The organism is Endozoicomonas sp. OPT23 (genome assembly GCF_009653635.1).
Taxonomy (GTDB): Bacteria; Pseudomonadota; Gammaproteobacteria; order Pseudomonadales; family Endozoicomonadaceae; genus Endozoicomonas_A.
Genome location: NZ_PPFD01000005.1, coordinates 428,551 through 450,353, shown reverse-complemented (window position 1 = coordinate 450,353; position 21,803 = coordinate 428,551). Strand labels below are relative to the sequence as shown.

General features: G+C 46.0%; 22 protein-coding genes. 15 read left to right on the top strand and 7 right to left on the bottom strand.

Features of this window, described 5'->3' with window-relative positions; genetic code table 11:
- Window positions 1-119 precede the first annotated feature (119 nt).
- Window positions 120-1,916, top strand: coding sequence for an acyl-CoA dehydrogenase C-terminal domain-containing protein (locus EOPP23_RS13655; protein ID WP_153766544.1), 1,797 nt, complete (start codon window positions 120-122; stop codon window positions 1,914-1,916).
- Window positions 1,917-1,929: 13 nt separating this feature from the next.
- On the opposite strand, the gene EOPP23_RS13650 is transcribed toward EOPP23_RS13655, so the two are convergent.
- The gene (locus EOPP23_RS13650; RefSeq protein ID WP_153766543.1) at window positions 1,930-3,378 is read right to left on the bottom strand and encodes an ATP-binding protein; all 1,449 of its coding nucleotides are present in this window, start codon (window positions 3,376-3,378) and stop codon (window positions 1,930-1,932) included.
- The gene (locus EOPP23_RS13645) at window positions 3,378-4,136 is read right to left on the bottom strand and encodes a response regulator (RefSeq protein WP_153766542.1); all 759 of its coding nucleotides are present in this window, start codon (window positions 4,134-4,136) and stop codon (window positions 3,378-3,380) included. The genes EOPP23_RS13650 and EOPP23_RS13645 overlap by 1 nt, the downstream gene beginning before the upstream one ends.
- Before the next feature lie 293 nt (window positions 4,137-4,429).
- Here EOPP23_RS13645 and mglB point away from each other — a divergent pair, with 293 nt between their 5' ends.
- The 3 genes from mglB (at window position 4,430) to mglC (ending at window position 8,054) form a co-directional block, all read left to right on the top strand.
- Window positions 4,430-5,404 (top strand): galactose/glucose ABC transporter substrate-binding protein MglB, encoded by a 975-nt coding sequence (gene mglB, locus EOPP23_RS13640; RefSeq protein WP_153766541.1) that lies wholly within the window; start codon window positions 4,430-4,432, stop codon window positions 5,402-5,404.
- A gap of 95 nt (window positions 5,405-5,499) precedes the next feature.
- A complete protein-coding gene (mglA, locus tag EOPP23_RS13635) occupies window positions 5,500-7,005 on the top strand; it encodes a galactose/methyl galactoside ABC transporter ATP-binding protein MglA (RefSeq protein ID WP_153766540.1) in 1,506 nt (501 codons plus the stop codon).
- Window positions 7,006-7,025: 20 nt separating this feature from the next.
- A complete protein-coding gene (gene mglC / locus EOPP23_RS13630) occupies window positions 7,026-8,054 on the top strand; it encodes a galactose/methyl galactoside ABC transporter permease MglC (protein ID WP_153766539.1) in 1,029 nt (342 codons plus the stop codon).
- A 62-nt stretch (window positions 8,055-8,116) separates the two neighbouring features.
- Here the strand turns inward: mglC and EOPP23_RS13625 are convergent, their stop codons facing one another.
- Window positions 8,117-8,893, bottom strand: a complete 777-nt coding sequence (locus EOPP23_RS13625; RefSeq protein WP_153766538.1) for an SDR family oxidoreductase — start codon at window positions 8,891-8,893, stop codon at window positions 8,117-8,119.
- A 138-nt stretch (window positions 8,894-9,031) separates the two neighbouring features.
- Complete coding sequence (locus tag EOPP23_RS13620; protein ID WP_153766537.1) at window positions 9,032-10,348, bottom strand: hypothetical protein; 1,317 nt, start codon at window positions 10,346-10,348, stop codon at window positions 9,032-9,034.
- Window positions 10,349-10,530: 182 nt separating this feature from the next.
- Between EOPP23_RS13620 and EOPP23_RS13615 the strand changes: the two genes are divergently transcribed.
- The 3 genes from EOPP23_RS13615 (at window position 10,531) to EOPP23_RS13605 (ending at window position 14,257) form a co-directional block, all read left to right on the top strand.
- Entirely contained in the window at window positions 10,531-12,210 is a 1,680-nt protein-coding gene (locus tag EOPP23_RS13615) for a class I adenylate-forming enzyme family protein (protein ID WP_153766536.1), read from the top strand.
- A 101-nt stretch (window positions 12,211-12,311) separates the two neighbouring features.
- Window positions 12,312-13,211: an alpha/beta hydrolase gene (locus tag EOPP23_RS13610; protein WP_194842604.1), complete on the top strand. Its 900-nt coding sequence runs from the start codon at window positions 12,312-12,314 to the stop codon at window positions 13,209-13,211.
- Between the two features lie 35 nt (window positions 13,212-13,246).
- Entirely contained in the window at window positions 13,247-14,257 is a 1,011-nt protein-coding gene (locus EOPP23_RS13605; RefSeq protein WP_153766534.1) for an MBL fold metallo-hydrolase, read from the top strand.
- A 58-nt stretch (window positions 14,258-14,315) separates the two neighbouring features.
- Here the strand turns inward: EOPP23_RS13605 and EOPP23_RS13600 are convergent, their stop codons facing one another.
- Window positions 14,316-14,597, bottom strand: a complete 282-nt coding sequence (locus EOPP23_RS13600; RefSeq protein WP_153766533.1) for a YgjV family protein — start codon at window positions 14,595-14,597, stop codon at window positions 14,316-14,318.
- A gap of 370 nt (window positions 14,598-14,967) precedes the next feature.
- Here EOPP23_RS13600 and EOPP23_RS13595 point away from each other — a divergent pair, with 370 nt between their 5' ends.
- Window positions 14,968-15,339, top strand: coding sequence for a VOC family protein (locus tag EOPP23_RS13595; RefSeq protein ID WP_153766532.1), 372 nt, complete (start codon window positions 14,968-14,970; stop codon window positions 15,337-15,339).
- Here EOPP23_RS13595 and EOPP23_RS13590 read toward each other — a convergent pair.
- Window positions 15,330-16,823 carry a glycosyltransferase family 39 protein gene (locus EOPP23_RS13590; RefSeq protein WP_194842603.1) on the bottom strand — a complete coding sequence of 498 codons (1,494 nt, stop codon included), beginning with the start codon at window positions 16,821-16,823 and terminating at the stop codon, window positions 15,330-15,332. The two genes, EOPP23_RS13595 and EOPP23_RS13590, sit on opposite strands and share 10 nt — an antisense overlap.
- Window positions 16,824-16,953: 130 nt before the next feature.
- On the opposite strand from EOPP23_RS13590, the gene EOPP23_RS13585 reads away from it, so the two are divergent.
- From EOPP23_RS13585 to EOPP23_RS13570, 4 genes are all read left to right on the top strand, one after another.
- Window positions 16,954-17,409, top strand: coding sequence for a GNAT family N-acetyltransferase (locus EOPP23_RS13585; RefSeq protein WP_194842602.1), 456 nt, complete (start codon window positions 16,954-16,956; stop codon window positions 17,407-17,409).
- Window positions 17,410-17,532: 123 nt separating this feature from the next.
- Window positions 17,533-18,231, top strand: coding sequence for an SDR family oxidoreductase (locus tag EOPP23_RS13580; RefSeq protein ID WP_153766529.1), 699 nt, complete (start codon window positions 17,533-17,535; stop codon window positions 18,229-18,231).
- 24 nt (window positions 18,232-18,255) lie between these two features.
- The gene (locus tag EOPP23_RS13575) at window positions 18,256-19,080 is read left to right on the top strand and encodes an Mbeg1-like protein (protein WP_153766528.1); all 825 of its coding nucleotides are present in this window, start codon (window positions 18,256-18,258) and stop codon (window positions 19,078-19,080) included.
- 2 nt (window positions 19,081-19,082) lie between these two features.
- Window positions 19,083-19,535 carry a bifunctional diaminohydroxyphosphoribosylaminopyrimidine deaminase/5-amino-6-(5-phosphoribosylamino)uracil reductase RibD gene (locus tag EOPP23_RS13570; RefSeq protein ID WP_153766527.1) on the top strand — a complete coding sequence of 151 codons (453 nt, stop codon included), beginning with the start codon at window positions 19,083-19,085 and terminating at the stop codon, window positions 19,533-19,535.
- Window positions 19,536-19,538: 3 nt separating this feature from the next.
- On the opposite strand, the gene EOPP23_RS13565 is transcribed toward EOPP23_RS13570, so the two are convergent.
- The gene (locus EOPP23_RS13565) at window positions 19,539-19,880 is read right to left on the bottom strand and encodes a hypothetical protein (RefSeq protein ID WP_153766526.1); all 342 of its coding nucleotides are present in this window, start codon (window positions 19,878-19,880) and stop codon (window positions 19,539-19,541) included.
- 290 nt (window positions 19,881-20,170) lie between these two features.
- Between EOPP23_RS13565 and EOPP23_RS13560 the strand changes: the two genes are divergently transcribed.
- From EOPP23_RS13560 to EOPP23_RS13550, 3 genes are read left to right on the top strand one after another with little or no spacing between them, the layout of a single operon-like run.
- Complete coding sequence (locus tag EOPP23_RS13560; RefSeq protein ID WP_153766525.1) at window positions 20,171-20,716, top strand: GNAT family N-acetyltransferase; 546 nt, start codon at window positions 20,171-20,173, stop codon at window positions 20,714-20,716.
- Window positions 20,713-21,243 (top strand): methylated-DNA--[protein]-cysteine S-methyltransferase, encoded by a 531-nt coding sequence (locus EOPP23_RS21700; protein ID WP_153766524.1) that lies wholly within the window; start codon window positions 20,713-20,715, stop codon window positions 21,241-21,243. Before EOPP23_RS13560 ends, EOPP23_RS21700 begins: the two co-directional genes overlap by 4 nt.
- A 19-nt stretch (window positions 21,244-21,262) precedes the next feature.
- Window positions 21,263-21,787, top strand: coding sequence for a GNAT family N-acetyltransferase (locus EOPP23_RS13550; RefSeq protein WP_153766523.1), 525 nt, complete (start codon window positions 21,263-21,265; stop codon window positions 21,785-21,787).
- The last annotated feature ends 16 nt before the right edge of the window (window positions 21,788-21,803 follow it).

The following is a 21,803-nucleotide window of genomic DNA, read 5'->3' as shown; positions in this document are numbered from 1 at the left end:
TTCAATACACTCCTCTATAGAATTCTCCTAATGATTGTGTTCTCGACAGAGCACACTCAAGCTGACCAGTTTCAGTCGTATCAGCTAGCCACTAACAAAAAAAAGAACGGGTTGTTGTTATGCCAGAGTATAAAGCTCCTCTCAGAGATATGGCGTTCGTGCAGGATGAACTGTTTAACAGTGAGCAGCACTACGCAGACCTTAATGGTTGTGAACAGGTAACTCCTGACCTTCTGAAAGCGATTATGGAGGAAGGAGCAAAAATTTCTGAACAAACGCTTCATCCACTGTTTCGTTCCGGTGATGAGGAAGGCTGTAAATTTGAAAACGGTCAGGTCACAACGCCATCCGGCTTTAAAAACGCCTGGAAACAATGGTGTGAAGGTGGCTGGCAGACTCTTGGTATTCCGGAATCAGAAGGAGGTCAGGGCCTGCCTAATTCTGTAGGTGCTTATGTTTCCGAAATGGCGGGTTCAGCCAACTGGGCGTTTTCCATGTACACCGGCCTGGCTCAGGCACCGGTCACCTGTCTGTTAAACGGCGGCACTGAAGAGCAGAAACAACGTTTCCTGCCAAAACTGCTCAGTGGTGAATGGGCGGGAACTATGTGTCTGACCGAGGCTCATTGTGGTTCCGATGTTGGTTTGCTGAAAACCAAAGCCAAAGAGAATGAAGACGGTACTTACACTCTGCAGGGTACAAAAATCTTTATTTCCGGCGGTGAGCAGGATCTGACCAGTAACATTGTTCACGCAATTCTGGCCCGGGTTGAAGGTGCACCAAAAGGGACTCGTGGTATCTCTCTCTTTATCACTCCAAAATACTGGGTGGAAGAAGATGGCTCAATGGCTGAGTTCAACAACATCACCTGTGGCTCTATTGAAAAGAAAATGGGGCTTAAGGGGTCAGCTACCTGTGTTATGAACTACGACGGTGCTCGTGCAATATTGCTGGGTGAAGAAGGTCGTGGTCTCGAGATTATGTTCCACCTGATGAACGCTGCCCGTATGGGAACAGCGTTGCAGGGGCTCTCCATGGCAGAGGCTTCGCTGCAGGGGGCGGTTACCTATGCGCGGGAACGACTGCAAATGCGTTCGCTCACTGGCAAAAAGAACCCTGAAGGTGATGCTGATCCGATTATTGTTCATCCTGATGTTCGTCGTATGCTGATGACTCAGAAAGCCTTTACTGAAGGCTCTCGTGCCTTTGTCTATTGGCTTGCTCAGCTGGTGGATCATGAAAACTTCGGTAGCGATGAACAGAAGAAAGAAGCGGCTGATTTTCTAGGTCTGTTAACACCAATTGCCAAAGCCTTCTGTACCGAAGTGTCTCAGGAAGTGACTAATCTGGGTGTTCAGGTCTTTGGTGGCCATGGCTTTATCTCCGAACACGGTATGGAGCAGATTGTTCGTGATGGTCGTATATCTACCATTTACGAAGGCACGACCGGTATTCAGGCCATCGACCTTGTGGGCCGAAAGGTCTTGGGCTCTAAGGGTAAGCTGCTGGCACGAATGACGGCTCAGATCGATGAATACTGTCAGGCCAATCGTGATAATAAAGAGCTGGAACAGTTTGTTGAACCCATGCTCGAACTCAATCAGCAGTGGCAGCAACTGACGGGGCAAATGGCTGAGGCGGCCATGAAAAATATGGAAGAAGCTGGTGCCGCCTCTGTGGATTACCTGATGTACTCCGGCTATCTGATAACAGGTTATCTCTGGTTGCAGATGGCCAATGTTGCTCAGCGCAAACAGCTGGAAGGTGACAGTGATCCTTTTTATAAATCCAAAATCAGCACTGCCCGGTTCTATTTCAAGAGAATACTGCCAAGAGCGCAGGCTCATAGAGCCGCTGTTCTCGCTGGTGGTGAAAGTATGATGGAGCTGGCGGAAGACGAGTTTGTATTTGTCTGATTTTCCGTAGCGCTTAATAGGAGGTTTCTTCAGGAAATTTGATGATAACCTCCAGCCCACCTTCCGAATGGTTATGCAGCGTTAGAATACCGCTGTGAATATGAGCAAGATGCCTGGCTGTTAACAACCCCAAACCATGACCATCAGGGTTTGACTGGCGACCATGTTCAAGTCTCGAATAAGGCTTGAACATCAACTCCTGTTCGTTTTCTGAAATACCCGGTCCATAATCTCTGAACTTTATAATGATCTGACCGGGTACCCGAAACAGCTGAATATGAGCCTTCTGGCCATAGGTGCAGGCATTATTAATCAGATTTTCAAAGCACCTTTTGAGAGCAAGAGATTTGCCGGTAATTTCAATGTCCGGTTCAAGGTCTACCGTCACTGACTGGCCGATAGAAACAGCCGTATCGGCTGTGTGTGCCAGCAACGTACCCAGATTAATTCGTTGAGCGTTTTCGTGAATATCGGTATCTGATAGCGTTTGCAAAGCACTCTTAACCATCATATCCAGATGATCCAGATCTTCGATAAACTCTGCCTGGTGTTCATTGTCGTCCAGAAACTCCGCTCTTAACCTAAGTCGTGTAATTGGTGTTTTCAGGTCGTGGGAAATACCGGTGAATAGCAGCTTTCTGTCATTCATAAAGTGGCGAATGTTTTGCTGCATATTGTTGAAGGCACTGGCTGTCGATTCATACTCGTAGCAGCCTTTTTCTGATAACTGAACAGGCTTCAGATTTAAACCAAAATGTTTTGCGACTTGTGCCAGGTGAGTGAAAGGCCGGGTCATATAGTGAATCAGCAGGCTGGCCACCGCCAGAATAACCAGCATCCAGAGCAAATAACTCCAGTTGAGGGGCTGAGTGAGAAAATCCGGCGACATAACAGAAGACTCTGGAAGTATGGTAGCCAGATACAGCCACTCATTCTTTGCCAGTTTGACCTGGACAACAAGAATAGGAGAACCGTGTTCGCCTAGATCAAGGTTCTCGCTGTTCCAGCGATGGGAAAGGTCTTTCAGCAGAGTTTCGTTATTAACAGCCTTGAGAGTATTTGGCAGGGAAAATCTGATATCAATGTCATTGCTGGCATTATTATTCTGCTGAAGCAGTTGTCGAAATTCTTCGAGGACAATGTCATGGGTTGTGCCATTACTGAAAGAGTCAATCTGAAGGAACTCTTCGTTCAGCATAACCAGATATCGCGTACCACCCATATATCTAAGCTGGTTGAGAACGATATGGCGATATTGAGTGGGTAGCGCAGCAAAGTATTCAATGGTTGAAGAAACACGCAGTGCCATATTAAGAGAAACTTCCCTGAGCGCTTTTTCCCTTTCCTGACGGGTCTGCTGTTCCCAAAGCTCATTTACTACAAGCTGGGTCGATAGCAACAAGCCAATCATTACCAGAAAGAAACGACTGGCCAGAGACAGTTTTGGGAGCCGCTTCAGCATCAGTAGCTTTCCAGCACTGGTTGATGTGAATGGCTGAACTGCACGGCAGTAGCCATTACATAGCCTTCACCGCGAATGGTTCGAATGATCTCCGGTGATTTAGCGTTCTCCCCAAGACATTGGCGTAAGCGACTAATATGAACATCAACAAACCTGTCCATAGGGGCTGAATCCCTGTTACGGGTATGGTCAGCGATTACATCTCGACTCAGTACCTGACCGGCATGGTCAATAAACAGCACCAGCAGATTGTAATCGGCACCGGAAAGAGCCTGTTGGTTGTCATTAGTTATCAGGCTGCGGGTCAGAGTGTCCAGACAGAAATGATTGAAATGACAGTAACGGGGAGTTTCTGCTGACAAGTTTTTAGATGACTGGCTCCTCCGAAAGATAGCCTTGATGCGAGCCAGTAACTCTCTGGGGTTAAAAGGTTTTGCCAGATAGTCATCAGCGCCCAGCTCAAGCCCAAGTATTCGGTCGGTATCATCGGACACCGCAGTTAGCATGATAACGGGAATGTCAGAGGTTTTTCTCAGCCTGAGACAGACTTCAAAGCCGTCTATCCCCGGCATCATAATATCCAGTACGACGAGAGAGTTGGCCGCCTCAGTGGTAGCCTGTATCTGGAATTTTGATAAAAATACCGTGCCACTCTCGGCGGTTTCCACATCAAAACCATGTTTTTTCAGGTAGCTGGCAATCAGTTCCCGAATACTCTGATCATCATCAACAACGTAGATTTTCTGGGGCTGAGACATAGGCGCAGGTTTATTTTTATTAGTTTAAGCAGGTTTCTAATATACATGGTTAGTCGACAGTGGATAAGTACCAGGCAGATCGTTGTCAGACTTTGTTACATTTCGTTTAACTGTATTACCCATGGCAGGAAAGCTCTCTGATACGATGAATGTGTAAGTGTGCAGGCACACGCAATCGAATGGAAATTAGCCTTTGTCCGCCGGAGGCGGGCAAAGACTTGTTAATTCGCATGTCCTGATAGGTATCAGGAAAACCTCTAATAATAAAAACGTGTGATACAGGCAGAATAATAATGAAGAAAGTCTCCGCTCTGGCCGCCCTTATGGCTGGCCTTTCCTTCGGTACCCTATCTCAGGCACAAACCACTCTTGGTGTGACGGTTTATAAGTACGACGACAATTTCATGTCCGTCGTGCGCAAGGCAATTGAAAAGGAAGCTGAAAAATCCGGTGATGTTCGCCTGCTAATGAACGACTCCCAGAATGACCAGTCAAAGCAGAACGATCAGGTTGATATCATGCTGGCTAAAGGTGTTCATGCACTGGCTATTAACCTGGTTGATCCGGGTGCGGCTCCCGTCATTATTCGAAAGGCGAAGATGGAAGGTGTTCCTATTGTTTTTTATAACAAGGAGCCTTCAAAAGATGCACTGGCCAGTTACAAGGACGCTTATTATGTCGGAGCAGATTCCAAAGAGTCAGGCATTATTCAGGGCGAGATGATTGGCAAGCAGTGGCAGTCCAACCCGAAATGGGATCTGAACAAAGACGGCGTTATTCAATATGTATTGTTGAAGGGCGAGCCAGGTCACCCTGATGCGGAAGCTCGAACCAGTTATGTCACCTCAACTCTCAATGGCAAAGGGTATAAAACAGAAGAACTGCATCTTGATACAGCCATGTGGGACACCTCAATGGCTAAAGACAAGATGGATGCCTGGATTTCCGGCCCGAACGCTGAACGCATTGAAGTGGTTATCGCTAACAATGATGCTATGGCCATGGGTGCTATCGAAGCACTGAAAGCTGCAGATAAAGCTGACCTGCCTGTATTTGGTGTTGATGCCTTGACCGAAGCGCTGGCGCTGGTAAGAAGTGGTGAGTTGCAGGGTACTGTACTCAATGATGGTAACAATCAGGCCAAAGCGGCTTTTGAACTGGCGAAGAATCTTGCTGAAGGTAAGTCTGCCGGACACGGTACGATCTGGAATATTGAAAATAAGGTCGTGCGAGTTCCCTATGTTGCAGTGGATAAAGACTCTCTGTAACTGTCTGGCCAGCTGAATCGCTGGCTTTCTGTTCAGGAAGTACGGACGACCTGTTCGCACTTCCTGATAGCCCTCCGTCTGTACGTTAAAACATTATGGCTACGCAAACAGAATCATTACTGGAAATTACCGGTATCAGTAAATCGTTCCCCGGTGTCAAGGCTCTTGATAATGCCAGTCTCTCGGTGAAAGCGGGCAGTGTTCATGCTTTGATGGGAGAGAACGGTGCTGGTAAATCAACATTATTGAAATGCCTTTTCGGAATTTATGAAAAGGATGAAGGTCAGGTTGTATTTCAGGGTAGAGACGTCGATTTTAAATCCTCGAAAGAAGCATTGGAAAATGGTCTTTCAATGGTTCATCAGGAATTGAATCAAGTATTGCAGTGTTCGGTTATGGATAATGTCTGGCTGGGCCGCTATCCAAAAAAAGGGCTTTTTGTTGATCACCAAAAAATGCACCAGGATACCGCCGCTATTTTTTCCGAGTTGAATATTGATGTAGATCCCAAAGCTCTAGTGGGCAGTCTTTCAGTCTCTCAAAGGCAGATGGTGGAAATCGCTAAGGCTTTCTCTTACAACGCCCGTGTCGTCATTATGGATGAGCCGACATCCTCTCTTACAGAAAAAGAAGTCAGCCATCTGTTCGACATTATTCGAAAGTTGAAGGATAAAGGCTGCGGTATTGTTTATATCTCACACAAAATGGAAGAAGTATTTGAATTGTGTGATGAGGTGACAGTACTTAGAGACGGACAGTGGGTTGGTACTCATCCTGTCAGTGAACTGAATATGGATTCCATCATTAGCATGATGGTGGGCAGGGAATTAGACAGCCGTTTTCCGGAAAAGAATAACCAGGTCGGCGAAACCATTCTTGAAGTTAGAAACCTGACCGCAACGAACCAGCCATCCATTCAGGATGTCAGTTTTGACCTGCGTGAAGGGGAAGTTCTCGGAATAGCCGGTCTTGTGGGTGCCAGAAGAACCGATGTCGTGGAAACACTGTTTGGTATCCGGGAGCGGGAAGCAGGCAGTATTTGTTTGCATGATCGCAATATAAAAAATGCTAATCCACATGAGGCTATTGGTCATGGCTTTTCCCTGATCACGGAAGAACGCAGGGCTACCGGTATCTATCCCACTCTGGATATTACATTCAATTCATTGATCGCAAATATCGAGCAATACCGCACGGGCTGGGGGCTGCTGACCAACAGCCGAATGCAGAAGGACACTCAGTGGGTGATTGACTCCATGCGTGTAAAAACGCCCTCTCATGGCACGCATATCGGTTCCTTGTCGGGAGGCAATCAACAAAAAGTGGTTATAGGTCGCTGGCTGCTGACTGAACCGGAAATCCTGATGATGGACGAGCCAACCCGTGGCATTGATGTGGGTGCCAAATACGAGATTTACCAGCTGATTCTTGATCTGGCCGAGAAGAAAAAAGGCATCATCATTATCTCTTCCGAAATGCCGGAGTTGCTGGGTATTACCGATCGTATTCTGGTGATGAGTAACGGCCGGGTCGCAGGCATTGTGAATACCGCTGAAACCAGCCAGAACGAAATTCTTAATCTTGCATCGCTTTATCTTTAGTTTTTGATCAGGGAATTGTTATGAATCTAACAGGACGGGCTGGTATTTTGGGGGGCAGAAACACTCTGACGTACCTGAAAGAAGGAGGGATTTATGCGGTACTTTTTATCCTGCTGGCAGTCATTATTATTCAGGAGCCATCATTCGTCAGTTGGCGAAATCTCAGTAATATACTAACTCAGTCGTCTGTTAGGATTATTATCGCACTGGGTGTTGCCAGTTTGATTGTGACCCAGGGGACGGATTTGTCGGCTGGTCGACAGGTTGGTCTTGCGGCGGTGATATCTGCAACCCTGCTGCAGTCGGTGGATAATGTAAACAAAGTCTTTCCTGAGCTGGGTGAGATTCCCATCGTAGTGGTTATCCTTGCAGTCTGTGCCATAGGTGCAGTAATTGGTCTGGTGAATGGCATAGTCGTAGCCTATATGAAGGTGACGCCTTTTATAGCCACGCTGGGTTCGATGATTATGGTGTATGGCATTAATTCACTTTACTTTGATTCAGTGGGAGCCTCACCTGTAGCGGGTTTTGATGATCGTTTTTCAGAGTTTGCCCAGGGCTTTATTCGAATAGGCGACTTTCGTCTTTCTTATCTGATGTTCTACGCCTCTATTGCCATTGCAGCAACCTGGGTGCTTTGGAACAAAACGGTATTTGGCAAAAATATTTTTGCCATTGGCGGGAATCCTGAAGCAGCCAGAGTATCCGGTGTTAATGTTCCCATGACGCTGCTGATGGTTTATGCCTTATCTGGTGTTTTTTATGCTTTTGCCGGAATGCTGGAGGCGGGACGAATAGGCAGTGCTACCAACAACCTTGGCTTTATGTATGAGCTGGATGCAATTGCAGCCTGCGTGGTCGGCGGTGTTTCATTTGCTGGTGGTGTAGGGCGTGTATTTGGCGTGGTAACGGGTGTGCTGATTTTTACCATTATCAATTACGGTATGACTTATATTGGCGTGAGCCCTTACTGGCAGTTTATTATCAAGGGCGCCATTATCATTTTTGCAGTAGCACTGGATTCAATGAAATACGCTGAAAAGAAGTGAAAGTTGTGAATAGAGGTAGCAGGCTTGCTACCTCTGTTTTTTTTAATAAAGAGTCTTAAGTTTTACCAGCCTTCCACCTTATGAACCTGCTTCCACAAAGCCCCTGGGAACAGGCGACGAACCCTGTGGCCCCACTTGGCGCTGTCCGTTGGATAGACCCAGAAATCACCTTTCTCGATGCCCTTTTCAATAGAGTCGATGACTTCAGCAGGAGAGATTGGATCGTTGCCCTCTTGAGAAAGCATCTTTGGCCATGCCGTTTCTTTACCCTGATCAAGCAGTGGTGTGGCAACGGTCGGCGGGCAGACACAAACGAATCGAACACCGGAATTCAGGTGTTCGTGATGAAGTGTCTCGGTGTAGCAGGCAACCGCAAACTTGCTGGCAGAATACGCACCGGTCATCAGAGTTGGAATCAGGCCTGCCAGTGAGGCAAAGCTGATAAAGTCTCCCTGACCGCGCTCAAGCATTCCGGGTAGAACAGCATGAGTGATGTTTACAAGTCCGCTGTAGTTTATATCCATCATTAACTTAGTGCGCTCAGGACTGAAATCCAGCAGCTTGCCAAGAGGCATGATTGCAGCACAGTGATAAAGACGATTGACCGGGCCAATCTCTTTTTCTACCTGTTCTACAGCGGATTTAACTTCGTCGAAGTTGGTGATATCTACAACGAACGGAAAGATATTATCAAAGCCGGCAGCGGTATCTTCCATGCCTGCCTTGTTAATATCCAGAATGGCAACTTTCTTTCCGGTTTTGGCCCAGCGACGGGCAGCCAGCTGCCCCATACCACTGCCACCACCGGTGATCAGTACAACATTTCCCTGCATGGCCATAGTATTACTCCTGTTATTTTTATTTTTGAGTAGAGCTTCAGCAGCGTCCGTGCCGAAGTGTGAAGTAATGGCAATTCACGATGTAAACAGGAGATTACATTAAAATTTAATCACTGTGTAGTTTTTAAGTCGACAATCTTATTCGGTGAAATTGCCGTGTGAATCGGGTGGGATAAAGAATGTCTGTCGAATCTCTTGCCATGCTGTTTCTATTTGATCTTCAGAAATAACTATCTGCACAAGCCCGAATTGTTGAGATCCGGCGAGCATAGCTATCAGTGCCATAATGCCATTCATGCGGTTAAGGGCTCCAATATCAGCTAACAGGATGGAGAAGGCGTTACTTGAATCTAGCGTGTAAGTGGACAACCAGGGGTGCTGGATGACAACAGTCGGTTCCTGAAGAGGTGGGTGGGGGATTGAGATACTGATACCGACGATATGTATCTGTGTACTGTCGCCAACCTGGGTGAGGTAATACATTAGCCAGTGGCTATTGGCTTGCTGCATCGCTGTGATGATGTCCTGATTCAGTGGTGGCAGCGTATTTAGGTCAACTTGAACAGAAGGGGTTAGCTGTTCATCGTTTGTGGCTCCACCTTCCTGAGGTGTTTCTTCGGGGGTGACCTCATGAGCAGAAGCTGCAAGCTCTGATAGGTTGAAAGTCTGGGATACTCCAGTATGACCCAACTGACTATTGTTGAATGCAACAGTCAAATGTGGGGATAAGTCCTGTACTGTATTAAAAATCTGAGCTGCTTGAATGAGTTGCTCGCTGATTCCGTGAATCAGCTTCCTGATCACTTCAGTTTTCGCTGAGTAGCCTTCGACAGGTTGGAGGCGCAGTATGTTAGTCAGAGCGGATTGAAAATTCGTCTGCCTTTCGACTTGCTCCCTGTAATTCGGGTCATTGACTATCTGGTCTGCTTTTTGTGCTAATGACTTACCAACGTCAATACTTCTAAAGCGTGCTCCTAGTTGCTGATCACTCATTCTCAGATGTGTTGGGAACTGGTTGAGTTTGAATGTGAAGACCTGATTCGAAGTGAGCTTCGTTAAGAAGTCTCCACCACTGGCTGCACCGGTGATGCCTGTAAGAACAGTTTGGCTGACTGACGCACCTGATTGACGATATGACACTACTTCAAGAGGATTGTCGCTGTCACCCTCCCGAACTCTGCTCTGAGCTTCAGGTTTGCTTTTGACTACATCATCATTTTCTTCAACACCTTCGTCGTTTGTCTCAATGGTTCCGTCATCTCTATTGCCTGTTTGACTTTTATCAGAGCCCGCAAGCTGCTCACTGTCTAACTGGGGTTCTTTTGAAGGTGGTACCTGTTCTCCAGATTTCCCTTTGCTGTCTGGTTCCTGGTGCATGGAGAAAGCAATTGAGGGGGCAAGTGCTATCAGCAGGCCTGTGATGAATGTAATTCGAAGACAAGATGCAGTGTCCATGAATATATTCCAGAGTTCGATTGTGGTGAATATTGCAGGCAAGCATAGTCAAACAATCAGCAATCGACGTGGGGTGTGTTAAGAATATCGTCAGTTTGAACTGGCCGATTTTGCCATTGTTTATTCGGAGGGAAAGCTGATGATAGTGAACAAATCGGCTGGATAATAATAAGGATAAAAAAGTGTCTCAGGCCATTGCTGATATGAAAGCCGTAATAGACTCACTGACTCAGTCAGGCAGTGTGTTTGAGATGGAAGATAAAAACGTTAATGGTTTAATAGTCCGCAGTTATCTTCATGCCCCTGCATCACTCAATGAGGTTTATAAGAAAAGCCTCAAATTTTCTGATTCTCCTTTTCTTGTTTTTGAAGGTAAGGCTCTGACTTTTCAGAATGTTTATGATTCCTCAGAAAAAATAGCAGCAGCACTTCAATCACTCGGTGTAAATAAAGGCGATAGAGTAGCTATTGCTATGAGCAACTGCCCCGAGTGGGTGATTGCCTTTATGGCTATTACCCGTATTGGTGGTATCGCCGTTGCATTGAACAGCTGGGGTGAGGCTGAAGAGTTGGAATACAGTCTCAATGATGCTGGTGCAAAGTATGTATTTGTTGATCAGCGTCGTTTTATTTTGCTCGCAGAGAGCAAAGGCAAAATGGAAGCAGAACCAATTGTCGTTCAAAATGAGTCTGATATATCTGATGTTATTTCCTGGCAGTCTCTGCTGGATTTGAATCTTGCATTATCAGGTGTAGATATTGCGCCTGAAGACTACGCTTATATCCTCTACACATCAGGAACAACCGGTAAGGCAAAGGGCGCAGTCACTACTCACTATGCAGCAGGACAAACGCTTTATAACGGCGTCTACGCCGGAGCAATGGTTCCTTCCCAGCATCCCGAAACGATTGAAAGGCTGATAGCGCGGGGCAAACCTTCAGCGACAATGATGGCTCTGCCACTGTTTCATGGCAGTGGTATTATTTCCATTATCTTTTCTGCCCTCTGGCAGGGAACAAGAGTCGTTATTCTGCCGAAGTGGAACCCTGAGCAAGCATTGAGGCTAATTGAGCAACACAACATTGGTGTTCTCTCAGGTGCCGCCAAGATGATCTGGGATTTGCTGGAACATCCTGACTGGCATAAATACGACACAGATGGGTTATGCAATCTGATGGGCGTAGGTGCTGCTCAGCCGGAAACCTTATTGAAGGACATTCGAGACGCCTGCCCGGATAACTTCTTTGGCACAGGTTACGGAATGACCGAGTGCAATATGTACGCAGCCTTGAATACCGGGCCTGTTTATCTGGAAAATCTGGACAGTGTAGGTCTGCCATACCCTGTGATGGACTTTAAAGTTATCGATGAAGATGGCAATGAGTTACCTCATGGTGAGGCCGGTGAAGTCTGCATTAAAGGCCCTTCACTGATCAGTGGCTACTGGCGCAACCAGAAAGCAACGGATGAGACGATTATTGATGGCTGGCTTCATGGTGGTGATGTGGGGTATATCAATGAAGAAGGCATGCTCTACATCTGTGACCGCAAGAAAGACATCGTCATTCGTGGTGGTGAAAACATCTACTGTGCCGAAGTTGAAACAGTGATTAACGCCCATACGGCCATTGAAGAGTCTGCAGTGTTTGGTCTTCCCCACGAGCGCTGGGGCGAAGAGTTGGCTGTTTCAGTCCGCTTGAAGCGGGGAGAAACATTGGCTGACTCTGACCTGCAACACTACGTTTCCAGCCAGTTAGCTCACTTTAAAGTGCCAGCTCATATCTATTTTGAAGATGAACCACTGCCGCGTAATGCTATGCAGAAAGTGATCAAGCATGAAGTGAAGAAAAAATACATTTAAGGTGTACTCTTAAGGTGCATTCACAATTAGCTAAGTGATCATCAGGTTTCAAGGCTGATTGTGAGCGCAACCCAACACCTCAGTCGATGGAAGTCGGGATTATGGGTACTAATGGTGTGTTTTACTTTGAAGAGATCATTGATTCTGCAGCAAAAGCAGAAAACAGTGTGCCATTTGAGTTCTATAAGGCAAGAGATGGGGCTCAGTTACCCTTCCGCAGGTATGCCGCTGAGTCGGATGTTTATACGATATTAATTCATGGTTCTTCAGCGGACAGTACCTACCTGTACTCGCTTTCAGATTTCCTTAGTAGCAATAACCTTTGTCATGTCTATACGCCTGACCTGAGGGGGCACGGCCCTGAAACTCGTACCCGAGGTGATATTTCCTATGTCGATCAGCTGGAGGATGATATTGCTGACCTGATTCAGTTTATTCGAGCTAAAGCAGGAGCGGATGCTCGCATTATTGTCGGTGGTCACTCCTCCGGTGGCAGTATGGCCGTTCGGTTTGCTGGAGGTCAGTACGGTAACCTGGTTACAGGAGTGGTTCTGCTCGCTCCCTACCTCGGTCATGACAGTCCTGCGGTAAGAAAAAATACCGGGGGATGGGCTCAGGTCAGTATTCCTAAAGTAATCGCTATTTCTCTTCTGAATCAGTTGGGTATTACATTTTTCAACAGAGTTAAGGTACTGAAGTTTAATAAGCAGGAAGAGTATCAGACTGAACACGATACTCTTGAGTATTCGTACAACTTGATGACAGGTATGCAGCCTGCTGATTTCGGTGACAGTCTGAGACGTATTCAGGTGCCAGTGATTTCACTGATCGGTTCAGAAGACGAGGTCTTTTATCCGAGTAAATTTGAGGCCAACATCACACCTTATAAAAAAGATGCTCGAGTGGTGATTGTTGAAAATGCCAGGCACCTGGGCATTGTTACTGATAAAGCAGTAATGGCTGAAATAAGTAACTGGATTCGTTCGATGTGGGTTTTTTGAGCATCATAATACAAAAATAATAATGGAACGATTGCATGTCAGAGTTGATGTATCCCGTGAATAAAGTGCCTGAGCAAGGGCAAACCATTGAGCTTACTGATGGAGTTAAGTGGTTGCGAATGCCGCTGTTTCTTAAGCTGGATCATATCAATCTGTATCTGATTAAAGACGGTGATGGCTGGTTTGTCGTCGATACAGGCCTTAAAAGTAGTAAGGTGCAAAAGCTTTGGGAATCTATTTTCGAAACAGAGCTGGAAGGTCTGCCCATCAAAGGCATTATTGTTACTCATTTGCACCCCGATCATGTCGGACAGGCAGGCTGGTTATCACGTCGCTGGCAAGTGGGCATCTATATGACTCAGGCCGAGTTTATGGGTACCATTATTTATATGGACACGCCTTCAAGCCGTACTGATGAATACCCTGTTTTTTTCCGCAATGCAGGTGTGCCTGAGGATGAGTTGAGCCAGATGCATGTGGGTGGGCTTGATCGTCTGGTTGAGCCTATGCCCCGACGTTATACACGACTGAGCGATAATGATTGCCTGGCTATAGGTGGGCGAGAATGGCGAGTCATTGTCGGTTATGGCCATTCACCCGAGCATGCGTGTCTTTATTGTGAGGAACTGAATGTTCTGATCTCCGGGGATCAGGTACTACCCAAAATCACGCCGAATATTTCCATCAACAGTGCGGAACCTGATGCCAATCTTCTTGAGTCTTATCTAGAAAGTCTGGAGAAGCTGAAGGCGTTGCCTGAAGCTACATTTGTGTTGCCCGCACATAATGAGCCTTTTACCGGTCTTCATAAAAGACTCACTGATATCCAGCTCCATCATGAAAAGAAACTGGACATGATCATTGCTGAGTGCAAAGAACCAAGGCTTGCGGTTGATTTATTGGGGCTTCTGTTTGGCAGAGAGTTGAAAGGTACAGAGAAAATGCTGGGGCTGGGTGAGTGTCTGGCGCATCTGAACTGTCTTATCCATCGAGGTCGTCTTGTTAGGACTCTTGAAGAAGAACAGCACTGGTACAAAACTATCTGAAGACAAAAAAGGCAACCCGCTGGCTGCCTTTTTTCATCATCTTTTTCTGTTGGCGCTATCAGGCAGCAACAGTAGATTTGGAACTATTGTGTTCCAGATACATCTTCACCAGATAGTAAACATTGATGCAGGCAACAAAGGCGTTCATGCTGGCAACTGGTGTTGCGTTAATGGCAATGCCGTAAGCAACAAAGAATGAACAGCCGACAAAGTTAAGGCAGCGTAACCAGACGATGTTTTTCATCATCAGGGAGATAGCCACCATAACGGATGCCATATGGCCAATGACTTCGGTGCCGGTGAAGGAATAGCCGAAGATTTCGATCAGAGCAGTTTCCATGATTACTACCTCAAAGTATGAATTAGGATTGCCTCTGACTTAGCTCTCTGCCCATGTCCACAGCCATTATGGATAACGGAGGATCCATGCCCCCGGCAGCCTGCTTCAAGTGAATATCCCGGAACAGTGTTTGTTTCTGTTTTTGTGGTGATTCACTTGATAAAAGTCAGGTTAAAATAACAATTGGTTCTGGTAAAAAATGGTAACATGCGACACGAAAGCATCAATACGGCTAATCCTTAAACAGTGACAAAAGTTATTGATTAACAGTTTAAAAAAATTCGTTGTTGCTCTTGAGGCTTTCGCGTTCGTGATACCATTCGACCAATAAAAATGTGCAGAACAGATAACTGAACAGGATGTAAGTTGTATGCAGTTTGATCACTTCAATATCAGTGCCCCGGAGCAGGTGATAGAGGTTGTTAAGGGGTTTTATTGTGATCTCTTCGGTATGTCTGTGGGCGAGAGAGCAAGTTTTAAGAGCAGAGGTTATTGGCTGTATAAGCATGAACAGGCCATTATTCACCTGACGATCAGTAATAAGCATTATGAGCAGGACCGTCCCGGTTATCTTGATCATATTGCCTTCCGTATGGAAGGTTCACAGCAGTTTCTGGCCACTCTCGAAGAGCGATCTATTGGGTTTGAGAAAAAGTATCTGGCAGACATGGGTATGACTCAGATTTTTTTCTTTGATCCTGCGGGCAATCAGCTGGAAGTTAATTTTCTCGATCAGTCATAACTGGTGCAGTAGTAAAAATAAAAGTAGTTAACGACCTTGTCTGAACGTGAGGCAAGGTACTGACTAACAGGCTTGCACTGGAAACCTTCCAGGGTTGCATTCGGCTCTACAGCTTTTCTTTTGGCTATGACCAGAATACCGGCTGATTGCACTGACGGTTGCCCATACCATAGCTGGTAAGCACTTTGCTTTTCAGGATTAACAATACTTAGATTGCTGTTATACCACCCCAGCAGCCCGCCGTAATGCCAGTTTCTGACAAAAATCCAGGCCTTTCCCTGCATGCTCTCAGGAGCGTATTCTCTGTATAGCGTCTGCGCGCGAGCAGATGCTTCTGGCCAGCCTGTCAGCTGCGCCAGAGGATTTTTGTTAAACAGCAAATGGTTGCCAGGCCAGATGATCAGCAGGCTTGCAATGATTGTAAGAATAGAAAGTGTACCTGAAAACCAGGTCAGCACTTTTACCCGGTTCATCGACCATTGAGAGAGTAACCAACAGGCGGCCATTGGTGCTGATAAAACCCAGGCTAATAGTGTCCAGTGTGAGGATGATCTCCCGGAAATGGAAAGCACAGTGAAGAGTAAAAAAATGGGCAGGGTAAAAGCCAGGGCTCTGATAACGGCAGATTGTTGTCCTTGCTGCCATAAAGTACGGGGTGCAGTTATTGTTGCAATGAACAGCAGGGGGGAATAAGCACCAACCTGTTGGAGTATTGCGCTGGAAAGCCCTGTAAACGGATCCGGTTTGGCATTGAATTGATAACTGCTCTGAAATGCAAAAGAGGCCCAGTCATGTTCAAGATTCCAGATAACAACGGGAGTAATTAATACTATTGCCACTAAAGCAGAAAGCCACAGGCCTGGTTTGAAAAATAGTTGGAGCCTGAAGTGTAAGCTCAATACCAGCAGAACCGACGGAATTAAAGTAACCGCTGTATATTTACTTAATCCAGCCACCCCCAGACAAGTTCCAAGCAGTAACCAGTCTTTTAATCGGTCGTGCTCCAGTATCTGCAGGTAACTGTAAAATACCAATAAGCCAGTCAAAAGAAAGGGCAGCTCCGGAGACATGGTGAAGGTAAGGCGAAAAATAGCAGTGCCTTGCAGTAAAAGAACAGAAACAATCCCAAGCCAGCCTGTTTTATCGATAAACAATCGGCAGGCTATTCGTGCAATAAGATATTGGCTTGCTGTTACCAACAACAAGGGAGCGATTCGTAAAGCAAAATCAGTTTTTGAAAACAGCAATGCAAGGTATTGCAACCAGCCAACCATGGGTGGGTGATCAACATAACTTAACGCCGGAAAGCGGCCATAAAGCCCGTAGTGAGCTTCATAATGCATCAGTGGTGCATTCATTGCGATGACTGTATTTAACAGAAGAGAGAGGGCAATAATTATATGAAGCAGGTAACCGTTTTCTTTCCAGACATTAAGTACACGGAATGCCATATTGATGGTTGCAGGTTTGTTGTCCAATTTCATGGCTAGCAGTCTAGACGCAACTGAAACTGTTGGAGTACCTGTTGTGGATAAAATATAATCGGCACGTTTTTCCAAGTACACATACAGTAGTGTTTTTGCCGGGTAGATAAAAATAAGTATGCTGACAATCATGAAAGTTCAGTCCAAAGACAGTAAAGCCATAAGACAGTTGTCTGTCATTGAAGAGCAGCTACCCTTTGTAGGCAGAATAGAGGATATTCTTGCTGCCGGTGGTATTGATGATCACTTTCATATCATCTGTGATGAAAATGATGTTGTGGGTTTTTTTAATATAGATCTTGGTTTCCATAAGAAGATGGATAACCTGTCTGAACAGGATCTTGGTTTAAGGTCTTTCTTTATCGATAAGAATTTTCAGGGCCGAGGCTACGGACTTAAAGCTGTTATGCTTTTTAAAGACTACCTTCAGGAGAACTACTGCTCGTTTAGTGCAATGGCTCTTACGGTTAACTGCAAGAATATCCCGGCCATCAGATGCTACGAAAAGGGAGGGTTTGAGGATACTGACAAGTTATACCTTGGTGGGCTTGCCGGGCCTCAGCATGTCATGCGGTTGGAATATTAATGTAAGCCCCTTAATTCCGGAGTGCTGGTCACAGGGGGTAATGATTGAGTCAGAAAGATTCCATTAGTTCTTTCTATATCGTAAAGTTCGCAGGAAACAAGCCTGGTCTGGAATAAGTCTGAAATGCCAACAATAAAAGAGACTGCTGTTATTACTGGAGCCAACCGTGGTCTGGGGTTGGAATTTGTCCGTCAGATGTTGAATAGCGGTTATAAGGTGATCGCCACCTGTCGTCAGCCGGATGATGCTGAAGAGCTGTATCAGTTAGCCGGCAGTGGTTCACTTACTGTGCTGCCGCTGGAAGTAGACGACCCTCATTCCGTCGATTCCTTTATCAAGGCGATGGACGAGCAGCCTGTCGATATTCTTGTTAATAATGCGGGAGTGATGGGAGCACCTGCTCAGGATATCGATAATATGGAAGTAAATCTCTGGCTGAAACTTCTGCGCGTAAATACTATTGCTCCCTTTGAACTGACTACCCGCTTGTTACCAAATTTGCGAATGTCTGACCGACCGCGAGTGATTGCCATGTCCAGTCAGATGGGCGCACTGAACAGTAATGGTGAAGGCTTTTATGCCTACAGAAGCTCAAAGGCAGCTCTTAACAAGGTCATGCAGACACTGGCTATTCAGCTGGCTAAAGAACATATTATTGTCTGCCCCGTGCTTCCGGGCTGGGTTCAGACCGATATGGGCGGAAAGGATGCAGACATTTCTGTGGATGAAAGTGTCAAAGGCATGATGAGGCTGTTAGAAAACCTGTCTCTCGAACAGAGTGGTCAGTTCCTGACTTGGCATGGTACTCAGCACACCTGGTGATGCTGTCAAAAAAGAATAATAACAATGATGGATAGCGGAGTACTGGATACCTCAGCAGGAGGCTTTTGCAGAGCTCATGCGTTGTTGATGGCCAGATTGTCTGATCTGGCCTATGCAAATGAAGATCTCATTTCTGAAGAACTTAAAAACAGCGGTTATAAAACCTGTGATCGCTTTTTCTTTGAAGACACTCAAACGCATACCCAGGGATATATTGCATCCACTGATGATCATCTCGTCATTGCTTTCAGAGGTACCGAAGAGCTGCTGGATGATTGGCTCAGTAATTTAAAAATTGGTTTTTTACCCTGGCAGTCAGGCGATGGCAAAGCTCAGGTTCATGAAGGCTTTTTGGTGGCACTGGACTCTGTCTGGCAGCAACTGATGGAGTTGATTGAGTGTCACAGAACCAGCAATCAATCTGTCTGGATTACCGGACACAGCCTTGGTGGTGCGTTGGCTGTTCTTACTGCAGCGAGGCTCAGTGATGAAAACCCTGAACTGACAATAGCGGCTACTTATACTTTCGCTCAACCTAGAGTCGGCAATAAAGCTTTTGCACAGAAACTAAAGCCTGTGGTCAGTAATGCTATTTATCGCGTTGTGAATGAAGGCGATATGGTAGCTGAGCTACCGCCCCGAAGAATGGGTTACAGGCATATCGGTCATCTGGAAAGGATTACTGATGCCGGTGAAATTCTGGAAGATTATCAACCTTGCTGGTTTGCGCGTTTATGGCACAGACTGAAAGAGTATGCACCACTGGTCAGGCTGCTTGAATCTGCCATGAACGATATGGAAGAGCACCGTCTGGACAGCTATATCGCTGTACTGGATAGAGATAGCTGATTATGGATCAGAGACAGAAAGAAGCCTTAATGAAACAGGCGATGCTTGAGGGAAGAAAGGCGCGCACTGTCTGCTATCCAAACCCTCCGGTAGGTTGTCTGCTGGTGAAGGATGGGGAAATTATTGCCAGAGGACATACCAATAAACCGGGAGAGCATCACGCTGAAGCGATGGCTCTGAGTCAGCTGGATTCAGTTAAAAATGCCTCGGAAGGTGTTTTGGCATTTGTGACCCTTGAACCTTGTTCTTTTCACGGCAGAACGCCTTCCTGTGCCAAGGCTATTGTTTTTGCAGGTATAGAAAAGGTTTATGTGGGAATGATTGACCCTCATCCAAAAAATCGTGGTGCAGGAATTAGTGTTCTTGAAGCGGCAGGTGTTGAAGTCGAGGTGGGAATTATGAAGGAGTCAGTCGAGGCTGACCTGACCCCTTATTTATCTATAGAGCAATGCTGACAGTCAGCCAAGCTGATCGATCATGACGGCATTGGTATAAACAAGACAGTCGTCGCTGACTCGGTTGGCGACCAGGTGAAATTGTCCACGCTGGTCGTTGTTGCGTAAGTAGACTCTGATTTTACAATCCTTGAGTTCTCCGCAGTCGTTGGATGTGGCCAGTTCCATGGTTGTCATATCAATGGGGACAAACGTTTCTGACTGAGTGGATTCTTGCAGCTCTTCTTCCGCCTTTTCCAGCAATAGCCGGCAATCTTCATCCACCCTGAAATGGATTTGCTCGATTGGGCAGGCCTGCCCTGAACCTTCGGCCTTGCACCAGCCTTCAAGTGTGAGAGTATTCATTGACTACCTCCTTGTACTACCTGTCTGGATAAGTATAGAGGGTGAGTTAACATATTGTTCTCTATGAATATTTTAAGGCTGCTAGGCCGTGATTTTAGTTTGAGGGCTGCCTGGTTGCCCGAAAGGCTTCCGGCAGGCCGGAAAAGAAATATAGTCAGTTTTTACAAATGTGAAAGCTAATGGGATCTAGAGAGCTTGCGAACAAGTCTTGAATCTCTACAGAAACTGTCCACAGGTCCCTTAGCTGATCTTTCAAAGTAAATAGGTTGCCAGGTCGTAAGAGTGAAACTATGAAACTAATGACGGAAAGAGTTCAGCTGGAAATTCTGGGGTCAGAAGATGCAGACCTGATGCTGGATTATTTTCTTGATAATAGAAGCCACCTGTCGCAGTGGGAGCCAATCAGGGAGAGTGATTTTTACACCCTCAAACACTGGCAATGGCAGAACTCTGAAAACCTTGAGCAGGTGAGCAAAGGGACGGGTTATCGTTTTGCCATTCTTGATCATGATCGAAGTGAAGTCATGGGTGTATGCAACTTTACCGGACTATCAAGAGGGGCTTTTCAGGCCTGCTTTCTGGGTTACTCCATGGCCGAGAGATTCCAGAATATGGGGTATATGACCGAAGCGCTTGAAGCAGGAATAGAGTTTATGTTCGCTGAGCTGAAGTTACACAGAATTATGGCTAACTACATTCCTGACAATGTTCGCAGTGCTGCTGTATTGAAAAAGCTGGGCTTTGAAGAAGAAGGGCGCGCTCGTTCCTATCTTAAAATTAATGGTCACTGGCAGGACCACATACTGACGTCAAAAATAAACCCGGAGCAGCCATGAATACCATTGAAATTCAGTACCATAAAACAACTCATACAAAGTTTATTCTGGGCAGTTATGAGGGTGAACTCTGCCTGCTGGATTTCCGCTATCGAAAAATGCGGGAAACCGTAGACAGTCGACTGCGTCGTGGTGTTTCGGCGACATTCATAGAGCAGGATAATGAGTTGCTGCAGGAAACCAGAAAACAACTGGATGAATATCTGGGAGGTGGTCGTAAAGAATTTGACCTGCCACTGAAACTGATTGGTTCGGACTTTCAGCAAAGTGTCTGGAATGCTTTGCTGGAAATTCCTTACGGAGAAACGTCCTCTTACCTTGAGCTGGCAAGAACCATTAATAATGAGAAAGCAGTTCGTGCTGTGGCCAATGCCAACGGTGCTAATGCCATAGGCATCATCATTCCCTGTCATCGCATAATTGGCAGTAATGGTGAGCTGGTGGGTTATGGAGGTGGCTTGCCTCTGAAAAAGAAATTGCTGGATCTCGAAAAGAGTAAGCATGCCAATCTGGCTTTCGACTTTTAAGTGATAGAACCCTGAGCTGATGATAAGAAAAGCAACAAAAGAAGATGCAGCGAATATTGCCGCACTGTCCATTCAGGTCTGGCTGCATACCTACGCAACAGATGGTGTCAGAGATAAAATATCGAACTATGTGTTGAAAGCATTCAGCGTAGAAGCGATTGAAGACAATATAGCTTCAGAAAATGAGCACTACTTTCTATTTACAGATGGTGAGCACCTTTTGGGTTATACGCTGCTGAATAGTAGTGTTGATTTGTCATCGTCTGATGTTGATTTAGTTGAAATGAGTCGCCTATATGTTCAGGAGCATCATCATGGCAAAGGGATTGGCAGTCAGCTGATTAATAAGGCGATGGAGTGGTGTTCTGAAAATAATAAAGCTGGGCTCTGGCTAACGGTATACCATAAGAATCTGCGAGCCATTCGTTTTTATCAGCATCACGGCTTTGTGCACGATAGCGACACCTGGTTTGAGCTGGATGATGAGCGCCACGTAAACCACATCTATGAAAGGCATGTGGAAAAAGAAGAGATGAAAAAATAATTTGATACAGGGCTTA